Raw genomic sequence first — 26751 nt, forward strand, 5'->3', positions numbered from 1 at the left:
TCACAATTTCAAGTGTTTTAGACCCCTTTTTGAGCGAATTTATCCCTAATTTGACCTGGCTTGTTTACCTCCTAGAGTGCGCCGATGGTAGCTATTACGCAGGCATCACCAACCGCCTAGAACATCGTTTGGCAGCCCATAACTTAGGGGAAGGTGCTCGCTATACAAGAGCGCGTAGGCCAGTCATCCTCTTGGCAACCCAAGAGCACCCCGACCGATCTGAAGCCTCTAAAGCCGAGGCTCGACTGAAAAAATTACCGAGAGCTGAAAAGCTGGGGTTTTTTAAGGCTTAGGTAAACTTTTCTGAACCATCGTGCACCAGACCGCCCATTAAATTGCATTGAGTTTTAAGGCTCGAATTGATTGAATCAGTTTATTAAAGCGGATCTTTTCTTGTTCACCTACAACTTTTTCATTGGGCTCTGACTGAAGCAAGTACTCGGCATCTTCCATCTCGCGAATAAAGTCGATCGCCGCTTTTGCTTTTTGCTGTTGTGTGCCAGGTACAAGCTCATAGATATTCAAATACAAGGATCCCAGGCTTCTATTTTGTAATTCAGGAGTCAAGGGAAATTTACTCTTAAATAATCTATCGAGGGCATCCTTTGCATCACCCACTGTTTTAGCGCGACGTAAGGCGTATTCCATGTTATCGAGGCGATTTTCAATCTCAAATTTATACGTAACTAATTGAGCCTGATTTTTTTGCTCAGTTTCATATTTATGCTGTATTTGCTGGAACACCGCTGCTCCACCCGTAATCACGACTGAAGATAGAAACCACATCCCCACAGAGCTATTGAGGAAGCCCATGATCTGCGCGCCTAGCCTGGCTTTCTCAACTTTCAACTCTGAAACAACTTCATCTACGACTTTAGAAATCGATCCACCTTCCGCTTCTAGCGATTTCTTTAACTCATGGCGGTATCGCTCTTCAAGCTCAATAAGCTTCTTTTTCTCATCTGTAAGCATTTCTAAATCCTTTTAAAAGCTAGCTTGAAGTTTGTTTTGATCGAATTAAACCGCGCAAACCGATATCAGACTGGGTATTTACTTATTTTTCCAGCGCGCCATTGCAGCATCGTCGTTCACACGAGCATCAACCCATCTACCGCCTTCTGGGGTCTCTTCTTTTTTCCAGAATGGGGCTGCAGTCTTTAGATAATCCATGATGAACTCACAGGCAGCAAATGCTTCACCTCTGTGAGCGCTGGTGACCGCCACCAAAACGATTTGATCTTCAGGCAGTAATGGGCCCACACGATGAATCACTAGAGTTTTATAAATGTCCCAACGACCTCTGGCTTGCGTGATGATTTCTTCTAGGGCTTTTTCTGTCATGCCGGGATAGTGCTCTAGCGTCATGCCTTTGACTTGACTGCCATCATTCATATCCCGCACAGTGCCAACGAACGTGACTACTGCACCTACGCGCGAATCATCCTTGCGAAGTAATTTAACCTCGGTTGATAAATCGAAGTCTGCCTCCTGAATGCGGATGAAATCAGGTTGCATCTAGCCACCAGTAACCGGGGGGAAGAATGCGACTTCAGCACCTTCTACCAAAGGAGTGGACTCATTGACCATTTCTTGATTTAGGGCGCAACGAATGACTTTACCGCTAGCCAATACCTCTGCCCAAGGATTTCCGCGTTGGATGAGATGAGCCCTTAACTCGGCAATCGTTTTAACTTCAGCTGGAGCAGCAATACTCTCGCCAGAAAGCCCAAGACCTTCTCGTAATGAGGCAAAGAATCGTAATTCGAGTTTCATATGAGAATCCTAATACGATTAGGAAAGAAGCGCATTAAATGGAATGTACTTAACCAGCTCACCTGCTTTGAAGGTATGCCCTGGAGGGCAATCCACTAAGCCATCACCCCATGAGGCACTGGTAAGCACCCCAGAACTTTGATTTGGGAACAGATCTAAACCACCTTGGGCATTGATCTTGACGCGCAGGAACTCATTGCGGCGATCGGCTTTGAGCCAATCAAAATCCGCGCGCATAGGATAAGACTGAACATGCCCTTCATCTCGGCCTTGAAGTTTGAGAATGAACGGCCGCACGAATAGCAAGAAGGTGACAAAGCTAGAAACAGGATTGCCAGGCAGGCCGATAAACCAAGCTTCAGCTTGAGCTCCACCCTCACCATCTTTTACATTTTCTGATTTACGAACGGCACCAAACGCTAAGGGCTTGCCGGGCTTGATCGCAATTTGCCAAAGATCCAACCTGCCTTCAGCGGTGACCGCAGGTTTAATGTGATCCTCTTCGCCCACTGAAACACCACCAGAGGTAATGATGAGGTCGTGGTCTTTGCTGGCTTTGCGCAAAGCTTCTCTTGTGGCATTGAGGTTATCGGGGACTATGCCTAAATCAGTGGCCTCACAACCCAGAGATTTAATACACGCCAATAAAGTGTCGCGATTGGAGTTGTAGATACCACCCAGTTTAAGTGGCTCACCAGGAAGAGATAACTCGTCTCCAGTGAAGAATGCTGCCACCTTGACTCTGCGCTTGACGTTCAAATGCGTTAAGCCAGCAGAAGCAGCAACACCCAACTCTTGTGGGCGTAAAAAAGTGCCTGCCGTAAGTGCTGTCTTGCCAGTCCTTAGATCTTCACCCCGCTTACGTATCCACTGACCTACTGCTGGGGCAATATTGACCTGCACCTGATCTGTAGATCCCTCTGGGGTGGTGCAATCCTCTTGCATGACAACCGCATCTGCGCCGGGGGGAACTGGAGCTCCAGTAAATATTCTGGCGGCAGTGCCAGGCTCAAGTTGCGTACCAATGGATCCTGCCGGAATGCGTTGCGCAATCGTCAGAATGCTGCCTGGATTTTGGGTGTCAACAGTACGTACCGCATAACCATCCATGGAGGTGTTATCCAGGGGTGGAACGTCTACCAAACTATTGACGTTCTCGGCTAGTACGCGCCCTAAGGCGGCTTGCATTGCGACCATCTCACTATCGCCTACAGGCCTTGCATTTGAGAGCAGATGATCTAAAGCCTGCTGAGCAGTCAACATCGGAGACTTAGTCATGGCGTTTTATTGATTAACTTAGTTAGTTAAGGTGAGCGGTAATAAAATTTTTAACTTGATTGACATCCGCATCCATATTTTCAACACGCTGCGGCAAAGACTTAATGTCTTTAAATGCTGGTGGACATTCTGCTGGCCGGCCTAGCGCCACTTCAATCGTTTCTTCAAACTTAATGGGTAGTGCAGTCTCAAGCACCAGCATCGGAATGCCTGCTTGCAAATGCTCACGTGCTACCTTCACACCATCTGCAGTATGGGTATCAATCATCACACCATATTGTTGATCGATATCACGAATGGTCTCTAAACGATTTTGGTGGGCGCTACGGCCAGACTGGAAGCCATACTTAGCCATCTCTTTGAAGACGGCATCTTTAGAAATATCAAAACCACCTGCTTCGTCTACTTGCTTAAACATGCCAGCAGTTACATTGCCATCTTGCCCCATGAGATCAAATACAAAACGCTCAAAATTACTGGCTTTAGAGATATCCATGGAGGGACTGGAGGTGTGTAGTGTCTCGGCAGATTTACGCGCACGATAAATGCCAGTGCGGAAGAACTCATCGAGAACATCGTTCTCATTGGTAGCAGCTACTAAATGCGCGATGGGCAATCCCATCATGCGGGCAATATGGCCAGCACAAATATTGCCAAAGTTGCCAGATGGTACGGTAAAGGAAACTTTTTCAGAGCTAGACTTCGTTGCCAGCAAATACCCTTGGAAGTAATACACCACCTGGGCAACTACCCGACCCCAGTTAATGGAGTTCACGGTTCCAATTTGATGATCCGCCTTAAAGCGATGGTCGTTGCTAACTGCCTTGACAATATCTTGGCAGTCATCAAATACACCGGCAACTGCCAAGTTAAAAATATTGGGGTCTTGCAAGGAATACATTTGGGCAGACTGGAAAGCGCTCATCTTGCCGCGTGGTGAGAGCATAAATACCTTCACGCCTTCTTTGCCGCGCATGGCGTATTCAGCAGCGCTGCCAGTATCACCAGAGGTCGCGCCCAAAATATTAAGCTTCTGACCTTTTTTCTTTAAGGCATATTCAAAGAGGTTGCCGAGCAATTGCATCGCCATGTCTTTGAAAGCCAATGTAGGTCCATTAGACAAACTGAGTAAGCCAATGCGTGTGCCCTGCTCTTCTCCCAGCCAATGTAATGGTGTGATGTCTTTAGCGTTATCTTCAGCACGACCATTGCAATAGACCTGCTCTGTATACGTCTTACGCAATAAAGCACGTAAATCCGCTTCAGGGATATCGTCGCAATACAGACTCAAGACTTCATAAGCAAGATCGGCATAAGACAAACCACGCCAAGAATCCAACTGCTCTATAGTGACCTTTGGATACTCGGTCGGCAGATATAAACCACCATCTGGCGCTAAACCGCCAAGCAAGATTTCTAGAAAGGATTGCTGTGGGCTATTGCCCCGAGTCGATTGGTAACGCATGTTGGATTAGGATAGATTTTCTAAACGGATCTTCACCACTTCGCCAGCAACAGTCTTCAGATTCTGAATTTCCTGAATCGCTGCGAGCATATGCTTTTCTTTGGTCTCGTGGGTCAGTGCAACCAAGTCAGTTTGACTCTCGCCCTCATCCGCCTCTTTTTGCAAGAGCGCATCAATCGAGATGCCATGAGCAGCCAAGATCTTCGTAATGTCTGCCAACACGCCGGCTTGGTCCGCTACGCGCAAACGTAGGTAATAACTGGTGGTGATTTCGCCCATGGGCAGTACGGTGATATCACGCACTGCATCTGGCTGGAATGCCAAGTAGGGAACACGATTCTCTGGGCTCGCGCCCAATAAACGGGTGATATCCACCAAGTCAGCAATCACAGCAGAAGCTGTTGGCTCGGAGCCAGCACCTTTACCGTAGTAAAGCGTAGTACCTACTGCATCACCAAATACCTGCACAGCATTCATGGCACCTTCAACGTTTGCAATTAAACGCTTAGTCGGAATTAATGTCGGGTGAACACGCAACTCAATACCCGTTGTTGTCTTCTTAGCAATACCGAGCAACTTAATGCGATAGCCTAATTGCTCAGCGTACTTAATATCAATAGCATCTAACTTAGTGATGCCTTCGACGTGTGCTTTTTCAAATTGCATTGGAATACCAAATGCAATCGCACTCATGATGGTTGCCTTATGAGCAGCATCCACACCTTCAATATCGAAAGTCGGATCAGCTTCTGCATAACCTAAGCGTTGCGCCTCTTTCAAGACCGTCGCAAAGTCCAAACCTTTATCGCGCATCTCAGAAAGAATGAAGTTGGTTGTGCCATTAATGATGCCGGCGATCCACTCAATGCGGTTGGCAGTCAAGCCTTCACGTAATGCCTTAATAATTGGAATGCCACCTGCAACTGCGGCCTCAAATGCCACCATCACACCCTTTTCATGGGCGGCTTTAAAAATCTCATTACCGTGCACTGCGATCAAAGCCTTATTGGCGGTGACCACATGCTTACCAGCAGCAATTGCTTCAAGTACCAAGTCTTTCGCAACACCGTAGCCACCAATTAACTCAACAACGATATCAATCTCAGGATTATTAATAACAGCACGCGCATCACTCACCACTTGCGCATGATCTTTCACCAATTCCTTGGCACGCTCTACATTGAGATCGGCAACGGTATTAATTCGGATGCCGCGACCAGCACGACGCAAAATTTCGTCTTGGTTACGTTCGAGAACAGTGAATACGCCACCACCTACGGTGCCAATGCCTAATAGACCAACTTGAATCGGTTTCATGATGCCTTTGTTGCTGTTGAATTAGCCGCTTTACGACTATTTTTTTGACGATAACGCTCGAGAAAACGTGCAAGGCGACTAATCGCCTCTGTGAGCACATCTTCATGAGGTAAGAACACTACACGGAAATGGTCTGGCTTGACCCAGTTAAAACCAGAGCCCTGAACCAGCAACACTTTTTCTTCTTTCAGAAGATCAGCTACAAATTGCTGATCATCTTCGATCGGGTACATCTCTGGATCGAGCCTTGGAAATAGATACAAAGCAGACTTTGGCTTGACACAAGTCACGCCAGGAATCGCTGTAATGAGTTTCCAGGCGAGATCACGTTGTTTCGCTAAGCGACCACCCTCTGCGACCAAATCATTAATACTTTGATAACCGCCCAAAGCGGTTTGAATGGCGTACTGACCTGGCACGTTGGCGCACAGGCGCATCGAGGACAGCATATTGAGGCCTTCAATGTAATCTCGAATCATCTCTTTATCACCTGAAACTATCATCCAGCCGGCGCGGTAGCCGCAAGAGCGGTAGTTCTTAGATAAGCCATTAAAGGTGATCGTCACTACATCAGTCGACAAAGATGCCAAGGAGATGTGCTTCTCTTGGTCGTACAACATCTTGTCGTAGATTTCATCGGCAAACAGAATCAAACCGTGCTCACGCGCGATTGAAGTTAACTCCATTAACACTTCTTTGGAGTAGATTGCGCCTGTTGGATTGTTGGGGTTAATCACCACAATCGCTTTAGTGCGAGGCGTAATCTTTTTACGCAAATCTGCCAGATCAGGCGCCCATTCTTTAGATTCATCACATAAGTAATGCACTGGAGTGCCACCAGACAAGCTCACTGCGGCTGTCCACAATGGGTAGTCAGGCGCTGGAACCAAGACTTCATCGCCATTATTGAGCAATGCATTCATGGCAATCACGATCAGCTCGGATACGCCGTTACCGGTATAAATATCATCCAAAGTAACACCCTGAATGCCTTTTTCCTGGCAATACTGCATGATTGCCTTACGCGCCGCAAAGATCCCCTTGGAATCGGAGTAGGCTGAGGCATTACCCAAATTGCGGATCATATCCAACTGAATCTCTTCTGGAGGGTCAAAGCCAAAAACACCCACATTACCGATGTTTAATTTGATGATTTTGTGGCCCTCTTCCTCCATGCGCTGAGCGAGCTCCAGCACGGGTCCACGAATGTCGTAGCAGACGTGATTGAGTTTTTCGGACTTTAGGATCGGTTTCACAATAAATTAAAGGGTAAGTTCTTGAAATCTAGGAAAAAACAGCTGGCTATAATCCTCATAATTATGACAGAGAGTCCATGTGAAGCTTCAATCTGACCCCCATTCCGGAGCCAATACGATCACCGGTTACGGCGATGGCTACGTAGAGATCAATAAGACTCCCTATAGCCACGCCGTTTTATTGAGTTCAGATGGTGAAATCCAGGAGTGGCCTGTTCAATCTTTTGACGAACTGAGTGAGGCAGATTTCAGTCAAATGGCTGCTCTCAAGCCTGAATTAATCATTATTGGCACCGGCAAGCGCCAACGTTTTCCAAAGCCCGAGTTATTAAAAACCCTCATCGAGGCCAAGATTGGCTTTGAAGTTATGGATTCACAAGCGGCCTGCCGCACCTACAACATTCTGGTTGGCGAAGGTCGTCAAGTCTTGTTGGCCTTGATCGTGGAAGCCATCTAATGCAATTTAGTCAAATTCGGCAGTCAAGCGCCCTAAACCCAGTCTCTATTTTGATTTTGGTATTGGTCTATGCATTGCTGTGGTTTGGCACTCTCAACTACCGCCATCTCATTCCATCTGACGAAGGTCGTTACGCTGAGATTGCCCGTGAGATGTTAGTGACGGGCGATTGGGTTACCCCACGCTACAACGGTTATAAGTATTTTGAAAAACCCCCTTTACAAATTTGGGCCACTGCCACAGCCTTCAATATTTTTGGCATTGGCGATTGGCAAGCGCGCTTATGGACTGCGCTCACTGGATTTCTGACGATTGTGTTTATTGGATTTACTGGTGCGCGAATCTATAGTGCCCGCGCAGGCTGGCTAGCCGCTATCGCACTTGCATCAAGCCCCATGTGGGTCATTGGTGGTCACATCAACTCACTGGATATGGGACTGTCTGCATTTTTAGTGGCAGCACTTTGCAGTCTTTTATTGGCACAGACTTCTCGCAATTCGAGCGGCACCAGAAAGTGGATGTGGGCCTGCTGGGCTTTCATGGCACTAGCGACGCTATCTAAAGGTGTCATCGGCGTGGTTATCCCGGGTATGGTGTTTATTGTTTATTCCATCACCGCTTGGGACTGGAAGATCTGGAAACGCCTGCACATCATTAGTGGCACCATTTTATTTTTAGCCATTACCGCACCTTGGTTTGTGCTGGTCGCGCAACGCAATCCAGAGTTCCTCGAGTTCTTTTTTATTCACGAGCATTTGCAACGCTTTACGCAAACAGCACACAGCAGAACGGGGCCCATCTATTACTTCCTACCCCTACTGCTTCTGGGCTTCTTGCCATGGATAGCGCAAATCCCTGGGGCGATTGCCCTAAGCTGGCGAGAGCGTAATCGCGATTTCTCAAGTGGCTGGTTGCTCACTTGCTGGTTTGCAGTGATCTTGGGATTCTTTAGCGTTTCACAATCGAAGTTACCCGGTTACATCATCCCCATCTTCCCAGCGCTGGCAGTGATCGTAGGGCATCGTTTAGATCGCAATTTAGGGTTCAGTAATTCACTCGTCCTGCCTTGGAAATTACAAGCGCTTTTCTTTGCAATTTTAGGCGGCATTGGATTCCTCTTCTTAGGAGAAGTCGGCAAGCAAGCAAGGCCCGATGAAATTGAATCCTATGCACAATATACCTACTGGATAGTTGCAGCACTCATTGTATTGATTGCATGTAGTCTGCTTGCATTCTTACAAAGTAAACGCAATGGCCTAGCCAGCATAACAAGCTTTGCTAGTGGCTTTTTTCTCTGTGCGCTGATTGCAGGCACAGGGCACGAAACTCTGGGACGTGCGGTATCTGGCATTGATTTAGTAGAGCAAGTCAAAGCGGGTATTCCTGAGAAGACCAACTTCTATTCCGTGCGCATCTTAGATCACACCGTGCCCTTCTATTTAGGCAGAACCATGACTATGGTGGAATTTCCAGATGAGCTAGAGTTTGGCGTTCGGCAGCAACCTGAATTATGGCTTCCTACTTTGGATGCATTTATTGAGCGCTGGAAAGAAGATCAAACAGCTTATGCGCTAATGGTTCCAGAGCAATATATTGAATTACAAAAATTAAATGTTCCCATGCAGGAAGTCGGCAGAGATTCTAGGCGTGTGATTGTTAAACATCCTGAATCTGCAAGCACTTCACCACAATAAGGTCTTAAGCTTAATTATGTCGACCAACGAAAACGCCCTACCCTTTATTCCTTTCACGCGCCCTCACTTCAATCAAGAAACCATTGATGCAGTTGCTGAAGTATTGCGTTCCGGCTGGGTCACCTCGGGACCCAAGTTGGCTGAATTTGAATCTACATTAAGCGAGTATTTTGGCGGTCGTCCCGTGCGTTGTTTTGCCAACGGTACTGCCACTATGAAAATCGCTCTGCAGGTTGCCGGTATTGGACCTGGCGATGAAATCATTACTACCCCGATCTCTTGGGTAGCCACTTCTAATGTCATTTTGAGTGTGGGTGCAACGCCAGTCTTTGTAGACATTGATCCCGTCACTCGTAATATCGACTTGAGTAAAGTTGCCGCAGCCATTACACCCAAAACCCGCGCCATCATGCCCGTATATTTGGCTGGCCTGCCGGTTGATATGGATGAGCTGTATGCACTGGCAAAGCAACATCAACTACGCGTGATTGAAGATGCAGCACAGGCATTTGGCTCGCAATGGAAAGGTCAAAAGATCGGTAGTTTCGGAGACCTTGTGAGCTTTAGTTTCCAGGCAAATAAAAACTTATCCACCGTTGAAGGTGGCTGTCTTGTATTAAACAATGCTGATGAGGCCAAGCTGGCAGAGAAGCTTCGTTTGCAAGGTGTGACACGCCAAGGCATGGATAGCATGGATGTTGACGTGCTTGGTGGCAAAGATAATTTGACTGATGTGAACGCAGTGATTGGCTTGCATCAACTCAAACAATTGCCCGCGTTTCAAACGCGCAGAAGCGCATTGGCTAGGCAGTATTTTGATGTCATCCGCACTGAGATGAGGTCTGCTGGCTTAGACAACCTCAATTTAGAGCTGCCAGTAGAAAACTTTAGCGATAGCAACTGGCATATGTTCCAAGTGATCCTACCCCTTGAGCAATTAAACATAGACCGTGCTCAGGTAATGACAGAGTTGAAAGATCTAGGTATTGGTACAGGCGTCCATTACCCCATCATCACTGGATTTACGCTTTACCAAAAGCTGGGCTACAAAACCGAGGCCACTCCAGTTGCACAACGGATTGGGCGCTCTATTTTGACTCTCCCCCTCTTTCCAGGCATGGCGGATGAAGATATTGGCCGTATAGCTAGTGCTTTAACTGGAATCCTCAAGAAACACAGTAAAAAGTAGTCTTACAGGCAGAATCAGGCAAAATTGCAGCATGACTGCAAATTTAGCTACGCAAGCCTGCAATCCCACACTCAGTATCGTCATCCCCGTTTATAACGAGGAAGATGGCCTCCAAGCCCTCTTTGACCGCTTATATCCTTCGCTAGATGCGTTGGCTAGCAAGCGCAACATTGCATATGAAGTGGTGTTTGTGAATGACGGCAGTAAAGATCGTTCCGCCGGCATCTTGGCCAAGCAAGTGGAATTGCGCCCTGACGTGACCCGTGCCGTACTGTTTCATAGCAACTTTGGCCAGCACATGGCGATCATGGCTGGCTTTGAATACTCCCGTGGTGAATACATCATTACCCTGGATGCCGACTTACAGAATCCTCCCGAAGAAATTGATGCTCTGACTAATGAGTTACTCAAAGGTCATGACTACGTCGGTACCATTCGTGCGAATCGGCGCGATAGTTTTTTTAGAAAATTTGCTTCCCGCGCCATGAATCACTTGCGCCAGAAAATCACACGCATCACGATGACTGATCAAGGATGTATGTTGCGTGGTTACAGTCGTCGCATCGTTGACCTCGTGCGTCAGTGCGATGAGAGCAATACTTTTATTCCGGCGCTGGCCTATACCTTTGCTGCGAACCCTACTGAAATCAGCGTCAAACACGAAGAGCGTTTTGCTGGTGAATCCAAATACAGTCTTTATCAACTCATTCGTCTGAACTTTGATTTGGTCACCGGCTTCTCTGTCATGCCTTTGCAGATCTTCTCCATTCTCGGAATGCTTCTAGCAATGGCGGCTGGCAGTTTGTTTATCTACCTCTTGGTCCGTCGCTTTGTTTTAGGTGCTGAGGTTGAAGGGGTTTTCACCCTCTTCGCTCTGACCTTCTTCTTGATTGGCGTGATGCTGTTCGGTCTCGGTCTACTCGGTGAATACATTGGTCGCATCTACCAACAAGTCAGAGAGCGTCCACGCTATGTTGTGCAAACCGTTTTAGAGAAAAAATAATTGCACGCAGTCGTCTTTGCTTATCACGATGTGGGCGTCAATTGCCTTCAGGCATTGCTCAATGCCGGCATTGAGGTTGACCTGGTAATTACCCATCAAGATGATCCCAACGAGAATGTGTGGTTTGGCAGTGTTGCCAAACTCTGCGATGAAAAAAAGATTCCTTACATCACACCCAATGCCAATCAGCTAATCGAGCTCGTGCCGCGGATTCAAAAACTAGCGCCTGACTACCTTTTCTCTTTTTACTACCGCCACATGATTCCGGCTGAACTCTTGGCCTGCGCAAAGATTGCCGCCCTCAATATGCATGGCTCACTACTGCCAAAGTATCGTGGCCGCGCTCCAGTCAATTGGGCCATTCTTCACGGAGAAACCGAAACTGGCGCCACTTTGCATGTCATGGAAGTCAAACCAGATGCCGGCGATATCGTGGGGCAATCTGCAGTCTCCATTGGCCCCGATGAAACCGCTACCGAAGTCTTTGGCAAAGTCAGTCAGGCGGCTGTAGCAGTAATGAATCAGGTGCTACCGGAGCTTGTTCAGGGTCACATCCCCAAAAAACCCAATAATCTGGCTCAAGGCAGCTATTTTGGGGGTCGCAAGCCTGCAGATGGGCAAATTCTGTGGCACCAGACTGCCCAGCAGGTTCACAACCTCGTGAGAGCGGTTGCACCCCCTTATCCCGGGGCTTTTACGGACTGGCAAGGTCAACACATGATTGTGGCTCGCACGAGCCTAGAGGGACCGTTTCCGGCTCAACTGGATCTTCAGGCTCCTGGTATCCAAGTGGTTGATAATCAGGTATTCGGCGTTTGCGGCGATCAAAGAGCGGTAGCGATACTGGACTGGTTCCCAGCAAAAACACATTAGATTAAAAACGAGGCAGTAAAGATGAAAAAAGTACTCATTCTTGGCGTAAACGGCTTTATTGGTCACCACCTTTCAAAGCGCATCCTAGAGACAACCGATTGGGACGTCTATGGCATGGACATGCAAAACGATCGCCTTGGTGATTTAGTGAATCATCCCCGCATGCACTTTTTTGAAGGTGACATCACCATTAATAAAGAATGGGTGGAATATCACATTCGCAAATGCGACGTGATTCTGCCTTTGGTGGCGATTGCCACACCAGCAACTTATGTACAACAACCATTAAAAGTATTTGAGCTGGACTTTGAAGCAAACTTACCAATCGTACGTTCTGCCGTTAAGTACAAAAAGCATTTGGTATTTCCATCCACCTCTGAAGTCTATGGCATGTGTGAAGATGGTGAATTTGATCCTGCTAAATCCAATATGGTTTACGGTCCGATCAACAAACCACGTTGGATTTACGCTTGCTCCAAGCAATTGATGGATCGCGTCATCTGGGGTTACGGCATGGAAGGTTTGCGCTTTACCCTCTTCCGCCCATTTAACTGGATCGGCCCTGGCCTTGATAGCATCTACACACCAAAAGAAGGCTCTTCCCGTGTAGTGACTCAGTTCTTGGGTCATATTGTTCGTGGCGAACCCATCAATGTTGTTGATGGTGGTGCCCAGAAACGCGCCTTTACTTATGTTGACGATGGCATCGATGCCTTAATGCGCATCATCGATAACAAAGATGGTATTGCTAATGGCAAGATCTACAACATCGGTAATCCAAAGAATAATCACTCTATTCGCGAACTGGCTAATCAGATGTTAGAGATTGCTCGTAGCATTCCAGAATACGCCAAGACAGCCAATGAAGTGAAGATCGTGGAAACTACTTCTGGCGCTTACTACGGCGAAGGCTATCAAGATGTTCAGAACCGTGTCCCCGCCATTGACAACACGATGAGTGAGTTAGGCTGGAAGCCTACTACTGATATGAGTGATGCGCTGAAGAATATCTTTGAAGCCTATCGCGAAGATGTAGAAAAAGCACGTCATTTGGTTGATAACGAGTAAGCAAAAGTAAGTTTAAGGGTTCATGGCTAAGATTGCTCTCAAGGTAGACGTTGATACCTTACGCGGCACTAAAGAAGGTGTACCCAATCTAGCGCGCACGCTTGAACGCTTTGGCCTCAAAGCCACCTTTCTGTTTAGCTTGGGTCCCGACCATACTGGTTGGGCACTCAAGCGCGTATTTAAGCCAGGCTTCCTGAAGAAGGTCAGTCGCACCTCCGTTGTTGAGCATTACGGCATTAAAACTCTCCTCTACGGCGTTCTTCTGCCTGGTCCTGACATTGGCAAAAAAGCTGCCGCTGAAATGCGTGCGATTGATGCTGCCGGCCATGAGACGGGTATCCATACTTGGGACCATGTAGCCTGGCAAGATGCTGTGCGTAATCGCGATCCCCAGTGGACTAAAACGCAGATGCAAAAAAGCTGGGATCGTTTTGTGGAGATTTTTGGTCACCCGCCAGTCACTTATGGTGCCGCTGGTTGGCAAATGAATGAAGCGGCTTTTGAGCAACTTGATCAATGGGGAATCAAATACTCCTCAGATGGCAGGGCACAGCCTAATCTGATGCCCTACCGTTTTGCTCTTCCTTCTGGCAAAGCAAAGCACGTCCAATATCCAACAACCCTGCCAACTTTTGATGAGTTGATTGGCATTGATGATGCGGATGAGTTTGGCGCAGTGAAGAAACTCCTTGAAATCACTCAAAGCAATCCCAATGATCAGGTGTTTACATTGCATGCGGAACTAGAAGGTCAAAAGCTACTCCCTGCCTTTGAGCAATTGCTGACTGGCTGGTTAAATCAGGGTCATGACTTAGTCACTATGGGCGAACTGCATCAATCCTGGGAAGCCACCAAACAACTCGATAAAATAGCGATACAGCCGGTTACCTGGGGAGAGATCCCCAATCGTAGCGGCGAGCTGATTTTGCAAACAGTCTAAGTAGCACTAAAGTAACTAGCACCCAGAATCAGCAGCGCGGAAAAATTAAACAAGAGAGACCGTCATGACAGTAGAAATTGGTAAGCCAATGCCCCAGTGCGCAATCCCAGCAACTTCCGGATTAACCTTTGCCCCAGACTCAGCTCAGGGCAAAAAACTAGTAATTTACTTTTATCCAAAAGATATGACCCCAGGGTGTACTGCAGAGTCCGGTGAATTTCGGGACAACATCGATGCATTCACCAAAGCCAATACCTTGATCGTTGGCGTATCTCGGGATAGCCTGAAATCTCATGATAATTTCCGGAGCAAACTCGAGCTGCCTTTTGAATTGGTGGCCGATACCGAAGAAACCCTATGCCAACTCTTTGGTGTGATGAAGCTGAAGAATATGTATGGCAAGCAGGTCCGCGGTGTTGAGCGCAGCACCTTCCTCTTTGACTCCTCAGGCAAGCTCGTTAAAGAGTGGCGTGGCCTTAAGGTTCCAGGACATGTGACAGAGGTATTACAAGCAGCCCAAGAAACCCATTAATTTTTTTAATTAATTTGATGGGGGACGCTTGCAAAGCTCTCAATTTGGGGTAAAGTAAAGTCATATGCACCGTAAACGACGGGAAAGTCTGACAATCCGTTTGACACATCAGCCTGAATATTTAAGAACAGGCTCGGCAAACAACCCCCTTCGTTTTCTACCCCATACTTCAATCAGTTTCGTAATAGACCGTCATAGCAATTCGCTTGACGGTTTTTTCTTTTAGGAGAGTCTGCATGCCATTGCCCCCAATCCCAACTCAAATTGCTGGCCAAGTAAAAATTAGTACTAAGGACACTCCTAATTTAAAGAAGCGTCCCGCTCCAGCAAAACCTGTTGTGATGGAAAGCCATGCTCCTGCTTGGGCAACAGATGCCGAAGAAGATCTCTCAGCCGCAGAAGTGGCGCTTGAGAAAATTAAAAGTGATCGTCGTCCGGTTGCCGCATCTCATGAGCGCAGCCAGAACAAAGTCACTATCGTCCCAGAAAAACCAAAACGTATTATTCGCACTGGGCCTCCAAGCCTATTTGTCTTAGATACCAATGTATTGATGCATGACCCGAGCTCACTGTTCCGCTTTTCTGAACATGACCTCTTCCTACCAATGACCACTCTTGAGGAATTGGATAATCACAAGAAAGGGATGACTGAGGTCGCACGTAATGCTCGTACAGTCAGCCGCTCTTTAGATCAACTTGTCGCCGGCACTAGCGGCACCTTGGATGACGGTATTCCACTCAATAAATTAGGTAATCAAGATGTATCTGGTCGCCTATTTTTCCAAACCAAGCTAACCACTCAGGCTTTGCCAGAGGGCCTGCCTGAAGGCAAAGGTGACAACCTGATCCTAGCTGTTGTCAGCGAGCTGCAAAAGACTCGCAAAGGCCAGGAAGTAGTACTGGTATCCAAAGATATCAATATGCGTATTAAGGCTCGCGCTCTAGGCTTACCTGCTGAAGACTACTTCAATGATCAGGTATTAGAAGATCGCGACTTGATGTACTCCGGCGTCATGGCGTTACCTGCAGACTTCTGGCCAAAGCATGGTAAGGCTATGGAGAGCTGGTCCGATGGTAAATCTGGCACGATGTTTTATCGCGTCACCGGCCCTTCGGTACCAAGTATGCTGGTAAATCAGTTTGTCTATCAAGAAAATCCCGATGGCTCGACACCGTTCTACGCTCAAGTAAAAGAGATTAACGGCAAGACCGCCCTCTTGCAGACCTTAAGAGACTTCTCTCATCAGAAAAATAATGTGTGGAGTGTTACTGCGCGCAATCGCGAACAAAACTTCGCCATGAATTTACTCATGAATCCTGATGTAGATTTCATCACCTTGCTAGGTCAAGCGGGAACCGGAAAAACCTTGCTAGCATTGGCTGCCGGGCTTGAGCAGGTCTTAGATAGCAAGCGCTATAACGAGATCATCATTACTCGCGCTACCGTGCCTGTTGGTGAAGATATCGGCTTCCTACCAGGTACAGAAGAAGAAAAGATGCAGCCTTGGATGGGTGCGTTTGATGACAACCTTGAGGTGCTTCAGCGTAATGAAGATGGAGGCGCCGGTGAATGGGGTCGGGCCGCAACACAGGAATTAATTCGCTCACGCATTAAAGTGAAGAGCATGAACTTCATGCGCGGTAGAACATTCGTTAGTAAGTTTGTGATCATCGATGAAGCGCAAAACTTGACTCCTAAACAAATGAAGACTCTGGTAACCCGTGCTGGCCCAGGAACGAAAATTATTTGCTTGGGTAATATTGCTCAAATTGATACGCCTTACTTAACCGAAGGTTCTTCAGGGCTCACTTATGTGGTAGATCGCTTTAAAGGCTGGCGTCATGGCGGACATGTCACGCTGGCCCGTGGAGAGCGTTCACGTCTTGCGGACCATGCTGCTGACGCACTCTAAGCAAACTGCCTCATGCCGCACGCTTGTAGGGTGCGGCATTTTTATTTGCGCCCTACTTACGCTATCTGGCTGCAGTATCTTTGGGAGCAAATCAAGCGCATCTAAGGTTTCCCAATTTAAGCAAGACACTAGCGTTGGCACAGAAGATATCTCCATAGCCGCCATTGGATTGGTGGGCATCCCATATCGTTATGGTGGAAATAACCCCAAAGGGGGCTTTGATTGCAGCGGCCTGATTGGCTACGTGTATTACAAGTCAGCCAATATCAAACTACCCCGCACCATTCAAGACATGAGCAGCAAAGGTCAGAGTGTTGAGAACCAACCTCCCGCCCCAGGTGATCTGGTCTTTTTCAACACCACCGGAGAGAAGTATTCCCATGCGGGGATTTATGTTGGGCAAGGCAGATTTGTACATGCTCCAAGCGCAGGAGGAACTGTACGCTTAGAGTACGTCACCACCCCATACTGGGCAGCTAGGTTTACTGAGGCCAGAAGATTGACACCCTGAATATTGCCCTTAGAGCGAATACTCTATTCACAAGAATGCGAATATTGTTTACATTTGATGGCGGAACAATAAGCTCTTTAAATTATCTACATAGGAGCGTCTAGCATGAAAAAAATCATCATCGCTTTAAGTATTGCCTTGAGTTTTGCAGTCCCCACTTACGCTTTTGCAGATCAAGCAGCATGCGAAGCTAAAGCCGTTAGCAAAGAAGGCAAGCCTTTGTATGGCGCAGCCAAAGATGCTTCTATTAAAAAATGTATGGGCAGCGCACCAGCAGATTCTGGTTGTGAAGCTAAAGCAGTAAGCAAGGATGGCAAGCCACTGTATGGCGCTGCTAAAGCTGCATCGATTAAGAAGTGTGAAGGCGGTAAATAATTTAATTTTTTTCAAGAGCTAAAAAGCCTCGCAGTTTTAAATTGCGAGGCTTTTTTATTCCTGAAATGAATTGGCTTTAGTTCAATTTAGAACGGCTCATACCCGCCTGAAGAATACCCAACCGAGCCCATCGCCAAGTTGTCAAACTTGGTATACGGGCCTTGCCAACTTAGGCGCACTGTACCAATTGGACCGTTACGCTGCTTACCGATAATGATCTCAGCCATACCTTTATCAGTCGTCGTATCTGGGTGATAAACCTCATCACGATAGATAAACATAATTAAGTCGGCATCTTGCTCGATCGCGCCTGACTCACGCAAGTCAGACATGATTGGACGCTTGTTAGGACGTTGCTCAAGACCACGATTTAACTGCGATAGAGCCACTACGGGGCACTGCAATTCTTTTGCAAGTGACTTAAGCGAACGTGAAATTTCAGAAATCTCGGTCGCGCGGTTCTCGGAACCAGAGCCACTCATCAACTGCAAGTAATCAATCACCACAAGGCCAAGTGTTCCGCCAAAGTTACGAGCGATACGGCGTGCGCGTGCACGCAACTCTAAACTGGATAGAGCGCCGGTCTCATCAATCAAAATTTGGGTATTACTTAAGCGCGCAATTGCATCGGTAACACGTGGCCACTCATCATCTTGCAACTTTCCGGTACGCATTCGACTTTGATCAACACGTCCCACTGAACCCAACAAACGGGATGCTAGTTGCTCACCCGACATTTCCATAGAGAAGACGACTACCGGCAATCCTTCGGCCAGCGCTACGTTCTCTGCAATATTGAGAGCAAATGCAGTGTTATGAGTCACCACGTAATCATTGGTGACGTAGGTTCTATCTGGGTGACTAACGGAGATACATTGCGCCTCAGAAACTCTAGATGGCTCAATGCTCTTAAATGAAAGTCTCCGTTGACGATCCCAGTCTGCCCTTAATCTTTCCTTCTTTTCAGGCAAAGTAAATGCTTGAAAGCCGGGACCAAAACTCATATTCAAAACATAAGCTAAGCGACCCTGCTTCTTCTCACCCTGATAGGTATAACTCGTCTGTTTGTGCGCTATTGAGCAAAATCCACCCAATGATCTAGCCAAAGAGGCAACGTCTTCTGACAATTGCTTGCTTGCAGTACAAAAACGAATGGAGCCCCACTTCTCAATCCAGCCATCGGTGTCCATTAGACCCTGGAACAAAGCAAGACGAGAAGTCTTATTCGCCTCAAGATAGGTAGTGGGAATGTATTTATCAAAGCTTCTGCAGCCGAGAACACCTAAATCTTGTAAGGCAGAGCGGAAATAATTTGTTGGCACAGACTGACGTTGGCCATTGGCAGCAATTCTGGCTTTGGAGACTAATCTCCAGTCATATGCGTTAGCATGAACTAACTCCATCTCATAGCCGGCAAGCGCGTTCATGCGCTCTACAAGCTCGGGGGATTTAGTTGAGAACATGACGCTGCCATGAGACAAAGCTAAAGTGCCATCGCCCAATAAAGCGCCAAATACCCAAGGGTTTATTGGCAATGTATTTGAGTGACCAAAATCACCCGAAACAGGATCAATCCACAGACGATTCTTGTAGCGAACACAAGAGAGCATTTCCATTAAACGCGCAGTGCTAATGACTTTAGGTGCATCCCAATCGCGATACATGACGCGCCATAGATGCTCATCGCAGCACTCGGCTTCACGACCATCAGAGAAGGTGACTTTGTATATCTGCTTAATGCCTTGTGGATAAATGCCGGTAACCATGGAGTGCTGACCATCGACAGAGGCAAGGCGATCACCGAAACGCAAATCGCCCATCAACTTCCAACCATCAACCGTTTTCACTTTTGCGTCCATGGGCTGTGCTTTACCCATCGAAGGTCTTCCGGCAACAATCACTAAGTCGCCTTTTTGTAGGCCGCTGGTTTGTTTATCCAGATCAATAAATCCAGTTGCAATACCGGTGATATCACTTCCGCCTTGGCGATTGTAGAGCTCATCAATACGAGCAACAACGGTTCTGAGCAATGGCTCAATCTCAAGGTAATCGGCTTTGCGACTACCCTCTTCACCGATTTGTAAAATGCGTGACTCCGCCTCATCCAAAAGCGTTCTCACTGAACGGCCTTCAGGAACAAAAGCAGAGTTCACAATGTTGTCAGAGACTTCAATCAAGCGACGCAGAATGCTGCGATCACGAACAATGTCGGCATAGCCTTTAATATTCGCCGCGCTAGGAGTGCTTTGCGCTAATGAATTGAGGTAATCAATCCCAACTAAATCACCACCCTGCTCAGACTTAACAGCCTCATGAACGGTAATGACGTCAGCAGGATGATTGTCGCCAACTAAGCGCTGAATGACCTTATAGATCAGAGCATGTTCAGGACGATAGAAATCTTTATCAGTTAACATTCCACCCAGGCGATCCCAGGCTGTGTTATCGATCAGTAGACCGCCGAGCAAAGATTGCTCGGCTTCTACAGAATGCGGCGGTACTTTTAAAGCCTGCAAGGCTGCATCCCCAGAACCCATCATGCCGGGACTTGGCATAAGGGAACGTGAGCGGGATTCAGCCATGAGGCTAGTGTTTTAATAAACCTAAGATCTAAAACTTATGCTTGCTCGCCAACGACACGGATAGTGATATCAGCCACTACGTCGGTATGAACAGCTACCGCTACAGGGTGATCACCAACCATCTTCAATGGGCCAGTAGGCATACGTACAGAAGCTTTTTCAATTACAAAGCCCTTGGCTTTTAATGCATCAGCGATGTCATGGTTGGTTACAGAACCAAACAAACGACCGTCAACACCCGCTTTTTGACCGATTTCGAGAACCAAGTCTTTGAGCTTTGCGCCAACCGCTTCAGCAGCAGCCAATTTCTCAGCAGCCAATTTTTCCAACTCGGCACGGCGAACAGCGAAGTCAGCGATTGCTGTTTCAGTTGCACGACGAGCTTTGCGTTGTGGGATCAGGAAATTACGAGCGTAACCGTCTTTAACGCGAACGATGTCGCCGAGGTTGCCCAGGTTAATTACTTTTTCTAAAAGAATGATTTGCATTGAGGGCTCCTAATTATTTCTTGTGTTGATCGGAGAATGGCAACAAAGCCAAATAACGAGCACGCTTAATAGCAGTGTCTAACTGACGCTGATATTTAGCTTTTGTGCCTGTCAAACGTGCAGGAGTGATCTTGGCATTTTCGCCAATGAAGTCCTTCAATGTATCCACATCTTTGTAGTCAATCTGTTCTACGCCAGCAACAGTGAAACGGCAATAACGCTTACGCTTGAACAATGGGTTCTGAGCTGGTTTCTTTTTGAAATCGGGTTTCTTTCCAAACGCCATGATGATTTCCTCTTTAATTTTTCAATTGAATATGGGTAATATGGAAAACAAGTCTTTGATTACGTAGAGTCTTCGGTGCTAAGAATCCTTCAAACACTGCCTCGGCGCCTAAATCCATTTGCTCCAAGCCCTTTTGTATCGGGCCGATTGCTATGGCTTCAACACTCATCTGAATTTTCCTAGCTGCTCCTACCTCGCTTACTTCGCCGCTATGTTCTAGCTGGCAATGCATCACCGGTATTCCCGCTGGTGTAAATCGAATCGCGTCTTTAGATACCAAGAATGCAGTTAGGGTGAAATGATTCAACGCCAATCCGTCACTCTGATACGTTTTCTAGTCTGTGTATTCCTCTTCAAATTTCTAACTTAAGCCGCTACTGCAGGAGCTTCGGTTTGAGCGGATTTACGCGCTTCTTCACGTTGCACTTCTTTCATCATGATGGAAGGCTCTGTTTCAGCTTTCTTAGTCTTGATGATGAGGTGACGCAAAACTGCATCGTTAAATTTGAACGCATGCTCAAGCTCGTCCAGAGTTTTCTGGTCGCACTCAATGTTCATGCAAACGTAGTGGGCTTTAGCAAGTTTGTCGATCATGTAAGCCATCTGACGACGACCCCAATCTTCCATACGATGAATTTTGCCGCCAGCAGCAGCTAAGGTCGCTTTGTAGCGATCGATCATCGCAGGCACTTGCTCGCTTTGGTCCGGATGGACGATAAAGACGATTTCATAATGACGCATCTAACACTCCTTAAGGATAAAGTCACCTGGGCGTCTTGCTAACTTCCGATGGTTTTAAAGTTAGCGCCAGTGTGACAAGGTAGTAACAAATTGTAGGTAAAACTAACTACACATATTTACTGCTTTTTAAGTCCCTACCTAATTTCAGGTAAGTCCGCTATTCTAGCAAAAAAATCCTGCCAAGTCAGGGGTTTACCAGCTAAATTTGCCTGCTTTGCCGCATTCAGAGCCAACTGAAGCGCAATTCTCGCTCTTGGTGCAGTTAAGGAGCCAGAAGCACGGCATCCAGGGGCATCTGCCTCAGGAATATTGGGCCAAGTACTGCCAGCACCGGTTCTGGTGGTTCTTACCAGGGCAATGCCTTGAGCCATTGCCTTATCCAAAGGCTCTACCCACGCATCATGAAAGCCACCCAACCCTGAGCCAGCAAGGACTAGTCCCTGAATATCGCTTTTGAGCCATTGCGCCACTGTTTCAGCGCGAGCACCTGCATGACTAGTCAAAATCTCAACCCAAGGCCATTCACCCTCCCGGGGAATAGGTAAATCCTCATTCCAAGCAGCCTGTACGGCCTTTACACACGATAGCCAGGAAGGATTGATCAATCCGACTGAGCTTGATGGCGAGTTCTGTAATGGGGCATTTAAAGCAGTAGCATGGCGTTTTGCCAAGTCCATCGCCATGCACCCACGGCCATCCATGACCGCATAGATACCGCCTGGGCAGTTATCAATCGCCGTGGAGGCCCAGCGCAGGGCATCTAAAAGATTTGAGGGTCCATCGGCTCCAGGCGCATTACTCGGAAGCATGGCCCCAGTCAGAATAACCCTCTTAGACTGAGTCAGAGCTAACTTTCCACAAGTTGCCTGTAGAAATAAACCCGTTTCTTCAATCGTATCGGTGCCGTGGGTAACCACAACCCCCTTCACCGCCGCGTCCAGCAACGCCTCTCTAACTGCAATCCCTAGGGCGTTCAGATGCGCGTCAGTCAGATTTCGGCTATTGATATTGGCTAACTGATGCGAAACCAGTTTGACGCCCTCAGGAACTGCCGACTGAATATGGCCAACCAATGCCTCAACCCCAACTTGGCCAGCTTGATACTGCAGCGGGCTACCCTCGGGATTCAAGGCGAGACCAGCGATTGTGCCGCCCATACCTAAAACCAAAATATGGGGAGAATTTTCAGGAATATTAGTAATTGAGCTCATATATTCATTATCTACCTTCAAATTGATTGAATATTCAAATAGTGCTGTATACAATCCCAGTATGGACATAAATACAGTCGATTTTATAGAGGAGCTGACTGCCCTCCCCAAGCTCACTGCACGTCAGAGTGAGATTTTGGAATTGATTACTAAAGCCATCGAGGAAAGTGGTTCACCCCCCACTCGCGCAGAAATTGCGACGCAACTTGGGTTTGCATCCGCCAACGCTGCTGAAGAGCACTTGCGCGCCTTAGCAAAAAAAGGCTATATCGAACTAACGCCTGGAACCTCTCGTGGCATTCGTATTCCACAACGATTTAACCAAACACACAATCCCAATAAATATCGTCAGATGTCTTTACCTTCTGGCGCGCTTCAGCAACTTACGCTGCCACTTATTGGCCGCGTTGCTGCGGGCTCTCCCATCATGGCAGTTGAGCATATTGAAAAACAAGTTCCGATTGATCCGAGTTTGTTTAGCAAGGGTGCAGATTATCTATTAAAGGTGGTTGGTATGAGCATGCGCGATGCGGGCATTTTGGATGGTGACTACTTAGCCGTTCGAAAAACTACAGAAGTACGCAACGGCGACATCGTGGTTGCACGCTTAGATGATGAAGTTACCGTGAAGCGCTGGAACCAAAAGAACACTGCTGATGGCATGGTGATTGAATTACAAGCCGAGAACCCAGACTTCAAAAATATTTTGGTAGATGGGCGTCAACAGAACTTTGCAGTTGAAGGACAGGCAGTTGGCCTCATCAGGGCTGGCGGGCTCTAAGCGCTGCCCCACAAAGCAAAAGGCCTCGTAAGAGGCCTTTTTTAATTGCGGATGTTCACTTCGCCGCTTAGGTTTTTTTGATTACTTATTTTTTACTAGGTGCAACTACGTTTGCATTCTTTGGTGATGCGGTAATCGTGATGAGCGTTTTTGGACCACCAAGTGAACCTTCATTTAATTCTACTGTTGAAGTGCGATCACCTTTAGTGAAAACCAAAATACTCGTTTTAGATTTCACAGCGCTCACAGTAGTCCATCCAGCCTTAGGATATTCGGCTTGGAAAAAGGCATAAATATCTGTTGAAGTTTGCACACCAGATAAAACCACTCGACCAACCCAGTTATCACCACGACCAATGATTAATGAATCAGAGCCAATGATCTTGGATGCTGCCGGCAATGGCATATCACCCAAGAGTTGGGATTGAATTTCTTGAACTTCGCTAGGGGTGCCTGTAGGAGAGTCTCCAGAGGAGGCGCATGCAGCCAATAGCAAAGCCAGGGAGACAGCTAAAGCATGCCTAAAAAGTAAAAATTGATTCATTATTTTCGTCCAACCAGCCAAAAGGAGGATATTACAGTAGGCTAGCTCGATTCAATATAGCACTCAAAACTAGTACGAATCAACCATTTACTTTATGCGTCAAAAGAAAGTAAAAAGCAGATATATAAAAGAGAAAATTGATTTAAAAATTGATGCGTATCAGTGAACTTGCTCCATTCATTTTCTGGCGGCTCAAAAAATAAGTTACTCCCATTACAAAAATGACTAAAAAACTGAATTTCCCCTTAATTGGTATAGCTCTTCCTAGGGCGTTCTTTTGCTGACCCCAACAAAGATCCTAATTATTTGTGGCACGCGTCCAGAGATTATTAAATTAGCGCCTGTATATCATTTTTTACGAACTCAATCATGGTGCGAAGTTCAGTGGCTACATACTGGACAACACCAAGAAATGGCAGAGCAAATTTTGACCTGCTTTGATATCACCCCCGATATAGTGTTGAGCAGGATGGGAAGTTCTCTATCTGAATTCAGTATTGGATGCCGGCAGCAATTAGATGCCGTAATGGTGTCAACTAAGTGGGATGCCGTCATTGTTCAGGGTGATACTGAAAGCGCTTTTCTTGGGGGCTTATCTGCTTTTTATGAACGCATCCCGATTGCCCATGTAGAGGCAGGTCTCAGAACATACGATCTAACTAGACCATTCCCAGAAGAAGGTCTAAGGCAAATGCTTTCTCGCATCACTCACTTTCACTTTCCACCAACTGAGGGCGGTAAGAATGTATTAATGAATGAGGCCATACCTTTAAAGAATATCCATGTCACTGGTAATACTGTAGTGGATGCTCAAAAGTGGGTTATTAAAAAATACAACATCCACAAAGCAATCACTTCCGGTCGAAATATATTAGTAACTATGCACCGACGAGAAAATTGGGGCAATGATATCGAGGAAGCTTGCATGGCAATTGCTAGCCTAGCCAAAGCCCATTCAGACTTGAATGTGCTATTTCCGGTGCACCTTAATCCGATCGTTCAAAAATCGGTAGATCCCATTCTGGGAGGTCTGGCTAATGTCACCTTAACCCACCCACTGGGATACCTTGAAATGCAGCAAGCCATTGCGAATGCATGGCTTATCTTGACTGATTCAGGTGGAATACAAGAGGAGGCTCCCACCTTCCATGTTCCCGTATTGGTTCTGAGAAGAGAAACAGAAAGGCCTGAGGCCGTGCAAGCTGGATGCGCCAAGATTATTGGCACCAGTGGTGCCGCAATAATTAATGAGGTCAACACCTTATGGGGAGATGCCGGGCTATATGAGTCGATGAAGCCCAGCATCAATCCCTTTGGAGATGGGCACGCGAGTGAGCGGATTAGCGAGGTTCTCAAGAACCAGTTAAGTCACTAGTCATGTATCTGATTGATATTGCAGCAAGCTTTCTTTTTGTACTCAAATACATTGCGATAGCGATTGCAATCATCATCTCTATTAGTAGCATTGATGATTTGTTCATTGATATTGTTTACTGGGTTCGTCGTTTTATTCGGGCCATTACCGTGTATCGACAACATCCAAAAATGCAGTATTCCACGCTATTTTCCGTTCCAGAAAAGCCACTTGCCATCATGGTTCCCGCATGGCATGAGACGGGCGTCATTGGAAAAATGGCAGAGTTAGCCGCGATCACGATTGATTACGAAAATTACCATATCTTTGTAGGGACCTATCCCAACGACCCCGAAACTCAGCTAGATGTCGATAGGGTCTGCGCTGTTTTTCCAAATGTACATAAAGTTGTATGTGCTAGACCAGGACCAACCAGTAAAGCGGATTGCTTAAATAATGTACTAGATGCGATATTGCAATTTGAGTTACAGGCCAGTCTCGAGTTCTCCGGATTTATCTTGCATGATTCTGAAGATGTCGTTTCGCCATTAGAGTTACGGTTATTTAATTTCCTACTTCCCAAAAAAGATCTTATTCAGATACCGGTGTACCCCTTTGAGAAGGGGTGGATGAGTTTCACCTCCATGCATTATTTGGATGAGTTTGCAGAACTGCATGGTAAGGATGTCGTAGTTCGAGAGGCCCTATCTGGACAGGTGCCCAGCGCCGGCGTTGGAACCTGCTTTAGTCGCAAAGCCGTCTTAGCCCTTTTGGAGGATGGTGATGGCATTGCATTCGATGCACAAAGCCTGACCGAGGACTATGACATTGGATTCCGCTTAAAAGCAAAAGGCTTGAAAGAAGTGTTTGTTCGTTTTCCCGTGATTTTTGATGGCTCCAAAGAGGCAAGAAAAAAACTGTTACGGGGTCAAAGTATTCGAGACTCAAATGTGATTTGCGTGCGAGAGTATTTCCCAGATACGCTCGCCACTGGGTAATCCCCCCATTTTTAACTTAAGCTAAAAGTAGAAGCTGGTACTGCAAGTGCTAGTTTTTGCTTTGGTGTAATTCCACCTAAGCCCATGTTCGGTCTTTCATGATTGTATGTCCACATCCAATC

Annotated in this window: 29 protein-coding genes; 15 read left to right on the plus strand and 14 right to left on the minus strand. The window is 46.9% G+C overall.

The genetic code is table 11. The features are described from left to right. Nucleotides 1–29 precede the first annotated feature (29 nt). On the plus strand, nucleotides 30–293 hold the full coding sequence (locus tag ICN12_RS05920; RefSeq protein WP_255537714.1) for a GIY-YIG nuclease family protein: 264 nt from the start codon (nucleotides 30–32) through the stop codon (nucleotides 291–293). A 37-nt stretch (nucleotides 294–330) separates the two neighbouring features. On the opposite strand, the gene ICN12_RS05925 is transcribed toward ICN12_RS05920, so the two are convergent. The 7 genes from ICN12_RS05925 to ICN12_RS05955 form a co-directional block, all read right to left on the minus strand. Then, entirely contained in the window at nucleotides 331–972 is a 642-nt protein-coding gene (locus ICN12_RS05925; RefSeq protein WP_216271501.1) for a hypothetical protein, read from the minus strand. Nucleotides 973–1050: 78 nt separating this feature from the next. Continuing rightward, on the minus strand, nucleotides 1051–1515 hold the full coding sequence (moaE, locus tag ICN12_RS05930) for a molybdopterin synthase catalytic subunit MoaE (protein WP_216271502.1): 465 nt from the start codon (nucleotides 1513–1515) through the stop codon (nucleotides 1051–1053). Further along, nucleotides 1516–1773 carry a molybdopterin converting factor subunit 1 gene (gene moaD, locus ICN12_RS05935; RefSeq protein ID WP_216271503.1) on the minus strand — a complete coding sequence of 86 codons (258 nt, stop codon included), beginning with the start codon at nucleotides 1771–1773 and terminating at the stop codon, nucleotides 1516–1518. An 18-nt stretch (nucleotides 1774–1791) separates the two neighbouring features. Then, nucleotides 1792–3036, minus strand: a complete 1245-nt coding sequence (locus ICN12_RS05940) for a molybdopterin molybdotransferase MoeA (protein ID WP_216271551.1) — start codon at nucleotides 3034–3036, stop codon at nucleotides 1792–1794. A gap of 37 nt (nucleotides 3037–3073) precedes the next feature. Continuing rightward, a complete protein-coding gene (gene thrC, locus ICN12_RS05945) occupies nucleotides 3074–4516 on the minus strand; it encodes a threonine synthase (protein ID WP_216271504.1) in 1443 nt (480 codons plus the stop codon). Between the two features lie 6 nt (nucleotides 4517–4522). Next, nucleotides 4523–5833, minus strand: coding sequence for a homoserine dehydrogenase (locus tag ICN12_RS05950; RefSeq protein WP_216271506.1), 1311 nt, complete (start codon nucleotides 5831–5833; stop codon nucleotides 4523–4525). Further along, the gene (locus ICN12_RS05955) at nucleotides 5830–7089 is read right to left on the minus strand and encodes a pyridoxal phosphate-dependent aminotransferase (RefSeq protein ID WP_216271508.1); all 1260 of its coding nucleotides are present in this window, start codon (nucleotides 7087–7089) and stop codon (nucleotides 5830–5832) included. Before ICN12_RS05955 ends, ICN12_RS05950 begins: the two co-directional genes overlap by 4 nt. Nucleotides 7090–7168: 79 nt before the next feature. Here ICN12_RS05955 and ICN12_RS05960 point away from each other — a divergent pair, with 79 nt between their 5' ends. The 11 genes from ICN12_RS05960 (at nucleotide 7169) to ICN12_RS06010 (ending at nucleotide 17644) form a co-directional block, all read left to right on the plus strand. Next, on the plus strand, nucleotides 7169–7546 hold the full coding sequence (locus ICN12_RS05960; protein ID WP_216271510.1) for an Mth938-like domain-containing protein: 378 nt from the start codon (nucleotides 7169–7171) through the stop codon (nucleotides 7544–7546). After that, the gene (locus ICN12_RS05965; RefSeq protein WP_216271512.1) at nucleotides 7546–9240 is read left to right on the plus strand and encodes a glycosyltransferase family 39 protein; all 1695 of its coding nucleotides are present in this window, start codon (nucleotides 7546–7548) and stop codon (nucleotides 9238–9240) included. The genes ICN12_RS05960 and ICN12_RS05965 overlap by 1 nt, the downstream gene beginning before the upstream one ends. A gap of 16 nt (nucleotides 9241–9256) precedes the next feature. Next, nucleotides 9257–10429: a DegT/DnrJ/EryC1/StrS family aminotransferase gene (locus tag ICN12_RS05970; RefSeq protein WP_216271513.1), complete on the plus strand. Its 1173-nt coding sequence runs from the start codon at nucleotides 9257–9259 to the stop codon at nucleotides 10427–10429. A gap of 31 nt (nucleotides 10430–10460) precedes the next feature. After that, nucleotides 10461–11432: a glycosyltransferase gene (locus ICN12_RS05975; RefSeq protein WP_216271514.1), complete on the plus strand. Its 972-nt coding sequence runs from the start codon at nucleotides 10461–10463 to the stop codon at nucleotides 11430–11432. Then, a complete protein-coding gene (locus ICN12_RS05980) occupies nucleotides 11433–12305 on the plus strand; it encodes a formyltransferase (protein WP_216271515.1) in 873 nt (290 codons plus the stop codon). Between the two features lie 21 nt (nucleotides 12306–12326). Beyond that, nucleotides 12327–13373 carry a bifunctional UDP-4-keto-pentose/UDP-xylose synthase gene (locus ICN12_RS05985; protein WP_216271516.1) on the plus strand — a complete coding sequence of 349 codons (1047 nt, stop codon included), beginning with the start codon at nucleotides 12327–12329 and terminating at the stop codon, nucleotides 13371–13373. A gap of 22 nt (nucleotides 13374–13395) precedes the next feature. Further along, nucleotides 13396–14313: a polysaccharide deacetylase family protein gene (locus ICN12_RS05990; RefSeq protein ID WP_216271517.1), complete on the plus strand. Its 918-nt coding sequence runs from the start codon at nucleotides 13396–13398 to the stop codon at nucleotides 14311–14313. 64 nt (nucleotides 14314–14377) lie between these two features. Continuing rightward, entirely contained in the window at nucleotides 14378–14845 is a 468-nt protein-coding gene (locus tag ICN12_RS05995; RefSeq protein ID WP_216271518.1) for a peroxiredoxin, read from the plus strand. 236 nt (nucleotides 14846–15081) lie between these two features. Beyond that, nucleotides 15082–16758: a PhoH family protein gene (locus ICN12_RS06000; protein ID WP_216271519.1), complete on the plus strand. Its 1677-nt coding sequence runs from the start codon at nucleotides 15082–15084 to the stop codon at nucleotides 16756–16758. After that, entirely contained in the window at nucleotides 16688–17269 is a 582-nt protein-coding gene (locus tag ICN12_RS06005; protein WP_370624954.1) for a C40 family peptidase, read from the plus strand. The genes ICN12_RS06000 and ICN12_RS06005 overlap by 71 nt, the downstream gene beginning before the upstream one ends. A 105-nt stretch (nucleotides 17270–17374) precedes the next feature. Continuing rightward, a complete protein-coding gene (locus ICN12_RS06010; protein ID WP_216271520.1) occupies nucleotides 17375–17644 on the plus strand; it encodes a hypothetical protein in 270 nt (89 codons plus the stop codon). A gap of 86 nt (nucleotides 17645–17730) precedes the next feature. Here ICN12_RS06010 and dnaB read toward each other — a convergent pair whose 3' ends face one another. The 6 genes from dnaB to ICN12_RS06040 form a co-directional block, all read right to left on the minus strand. Further along, complete coding sequence (gene dnaB / locus ICN12_RS06015) at nucleotides 17731–20226, minus strand: replicative DNA helicase (RefSeq protein WP_370624955.1); 2496 nt, start codon at nucleotides 20224–20226, stop codon at nucleotides 17731–17733. A 35-nt stretch (nucleotides 20227–20261) separates the two neighbouring features. After that, nucleotides 20262–20714 carry a 50S ribosomal protein L9 gene (gene rplI / locus ICN12_RS06020; RefSeq protein WP_015421571.1) on the minus strand — a complete coding sequence of 151 codons (453 nt, stop codon included), beginning with the start codon at nucleotides 20712–20714 and terminating at the stop codon, nucleotides 20262–20264. 13 nt (nucleotides 20715–20727) lie between these two features. After that, a complete protein-coding gene (gene rpsR / locus ICN12_RS06025) occupies nucleotides 20728–21000 on the minus strand; it encodes a 30S ribosomal protein S18 (protein ID WP_011902267.1) in 273 nt (90 codons plus the stop codon). Between the two features lie 13 nt (nucleotides 21001–21013). Continuing rightward, entirely contained in the window at nucleotides 21014–21313 is a 300-nt protein-coding gene (gene priB / locus ICN12_RS06030; protein WP_255537716.1) for a primosomal replication protein N, read from the minus strand. Between the two features lie 53 nt (nucleotides 21314–21366). After that, complete coding sequence (rpsF, locus tag ICN12_RS06035) at nucleotides 21367–21741, minus strand: 30S ribosomal protein S6 (protein ID WP_216271521.1); 375 nt, start codon at nucleotides 21739–21741, stop codon at nucleotides 21367–21369. A gap of 134 nt (nucleotides 21742–21875) precedes the next feature. Then, nucleotides 21876–22952: an asparaginase gene (locus ICN12_RS06040; protein ID WP_216271522.1), complete on the minus strand. Its 1077-nt coding sequence runs from the start codon at nucleotides 22950–22952 to the stop codon at nucleotides 21876–21878. 61 nt (nucleotides 22953–23013) lie between these two features. On the opposite strand from ICN12_RS06040, the gene lexA reads away from it, so the two are divergent. Continuing rightward, a complete protein-coding gene (gene lexA / locus ICN12_RS06045) occupies nucleotides 23014–23733 on the plus strand; it encodes a transcriptional repressor LexA (RefSeq protein WP_216271523.1) in 720 nt (239 codons plus the stop codon). 85 nt (nucleotides 23734–23818) lie between these two features. Here the strand turns inward: lexA and ICN12_RS06050 are convergent, their stop codons facing one another. Continuing rightward, complete coding sequence (locus tag ICN12_RS06050; protein WP_216271524.1) at nucleotides 23819–24277, minus strand: hypothetical protein; 459 nt, start codon at nucleotides 24275–24277, stop codon at nucleotides 23819–23821. Between the two features lie 277 nt (nucleotides 24278–24554). On the opposite strand from ICN12_RS06050, the gene wecB reads away from it, so the two are divergent. Next, entirely contained in the window at nucleotides 24555–25652 is a 1098-nt protein-coding gene (gene wecB / locus ICN12_RS06055) for a non-hydrolyzing UDP-N-acetylglucosamine 2-epimerase (RefSeq protein ID WP_216271525.1), read from the plus strand. 2 nt (nucleotides 25653–25654) lie between these two features. After that, on the plus strand, nucleotides 25655–26629 hold the full coding sequence (locus ICN12_RS06060; RefSeq protein ID WP_216271526.1) for a glycosyltransferase family 2 protein: 975 nt from the start codon (nucleotides 25655–25657) through the stop codon (nucleotides 26627–26629). Nucleotides 26630–26751 lie beyond the last annotated feature (122 nt).

The sequence above is a fragment of the Polynucleobacter sp. AM-25C3 genome, from assembly GCF_018882335.1.
Taxonomy (GTDB): domain Bacteria; phylum Pseudomonadota; class Gammaproteobacteria; order Burkholderiales; family Burkholderiaceae; genus Polynucleobacter.

What these genes read in the sequence shown, in the direction of transcription:
- ICN12_RS05925 (WP_216271501.1), bottom strand. Translation starts at nt 972, where the DNA reads ATGCTTACAGATGAGAAAAAGAAGCTTATTGAGCTTGAAGAGCGATAC.
- moaE (WP_216271502.1), bottom strand. Translation starts at nt 1,515, where the DNA reads ATGCAACCTGATTTCATCCGCATTCAGGAGGCAGACTTCGATTTATCA.
- moaD (WP_216271503.1), bottom strand. Translation starts at nt 1,773, where the DNA reads ATGAAACTCGAATTACGATTCTTTGCCTCATTACGAGAAGGTCTTGGG.
- ICN12_RS05940 (WP_216271551.1), bottom strand. Translation starts at nt 3,036, where the DNA reads ATGTTGACTGCTCAGCAGGCTTTAGATCATCTGCTCTCAAATGCAAGG.
- thrC (WP_216271504.1), bottom strand. Translation starts at nt 4,516, where the DNA reads ATGCGTTACCAATCGACTCGGGGCAATAGCCCACAGCAATCCTTTCTA.
- ICN12_RS05950 (WP_216271506.1), bottom strand. Translation starts at nt 5,833, where the DNA reads ATGAAACCGATTCAAGTTGGTCTATTAGGCATTGGCACCGTAGGTGGT.
- ICN12_RS05965 (WP_216271512.1), top strand. Translation starts at nt 7,546, where the DNA reads ATGCAATTTAGTCAAATTCGGCAGTCAAGCGCCCTAAACCCAGTCTCT.
- ICN12_RS05970 (WP_216271513.1), top strand. Translation starts at nt 9,257, where the DNA reads ATGTCGACCAACGAAAACGCCCTACCCTTTATTCCTTTCACGCGCCCT.
- ICN12_RS05975 (WP_216271514.1), top strand. Translation starts at nt 10,461, where the DNA reads ATGACTGCAAATTTAGCTACGCAAGCCTGCAATCCCACACTCAGTATC.
- ICN12_RS05985 (WP_216271516.1), top strand. Translation starts at nt 12,327, where the DNA reads ATGAAAAAAGTACTCATTCTTGGCGTAAACGGCTTTATTGGTCACCAC.
- ICN12_RS05990 (WP_216271517.1), top strand. Translation starts at nt 13,396, where the DNA reads ATGGCTAAGATTGCTCTCAAGGTAGACGTTGATACCTTACGCGGCACT.
- ICN12_RS05995 (WP_216271518.1), top strand. Translation starts at nt 14,378, where the DNA reads ATGACAGTAGAAATTGGTAAGCCAATGCCCCAGTGCGCAATCCCAGCA.
- ICN12_RS06000 (WP_216271519.1), top strand. Translation starts at nt 15,082, where the DNA reads ATGCCATTGCCCCCAATCCCAACTCAAATTGCTGGCCAAGTAAAAATT.
- ICN12_RS06005 (WP_370624954.1), top strand. Translation starts at nt 16,688, where the DNA reads ATGGCGGACATGTCACGCTGGCCCGTGGAGAGCGTTCACGTCTTGCGG.
- ICN12_RS06010 (WP_216271520.1), top strand. Translation starts at nt 17,375, where the DNA reads ATGAAAAAAATCATCATCGCTTTAAGTATTGCCTTGAGTTTTGCAGTC.
- dnaB (WP_370624955.1), bottom strand. Translation starts at nt 20,226, where the DNA reads ATGGCTGAATCCCGCTCACGTTCCCTTATGCCAAGTCCCGGCATGATG.
- rplI (WP_015421571.1), bottom strand. Translation starts at nt 20,714, where the DNA reads ATGCAAATCATTCTTTTAGAAAAAGTAATTAACCTGGGCAACCTCGGC.
- rpsR (WP_011902267.1), bottom strand. Translation starts at nt 21,000, where the DNA reads ATGGCGTTTGGAAAGAAACCCGATTTCAAAAAGAAACCAGCTCAGAAC.
- rpsF (WP_216271521.1), bottom strand. Translation starts at nt 21,741, where the DNA reads ATGCGTCATTATGAAATCGTCTTTATCGTCCATCCGGACCAAAGCGAG.
- ICN12_RS06040 (WP_216271522.1), bottom strand. Translation starts at nt 22,952, where the DNA reads ATGAGCTCAATTACTAATATTCCTGAAAATTCTCCCCATATTTTGGTT.
- lexA (WP_216271523.1), top strand. Translation starts at nt 23,014, where the DNA reads ATGGACATAAATACAGTCGATTTTATAGAGGAGCTGACTGCCCTCCCC.
- ICN12_RS06050 (WP_216271524.1), bottom strand. Translation starts at nt 24,277, where the DNA reads ATGAATCAATTTTTACTTTTTAGGCATGCTTTAGCTGTCTCCCTGGCT.
- ICN12_RS06060 (WP_216271526.1), top strand. Translation starts at nt 25,655, where the DNA reads ATGTATCTGATTGATATTGCAGCAAGCTTTCTTTTTGTACTCAAATAC.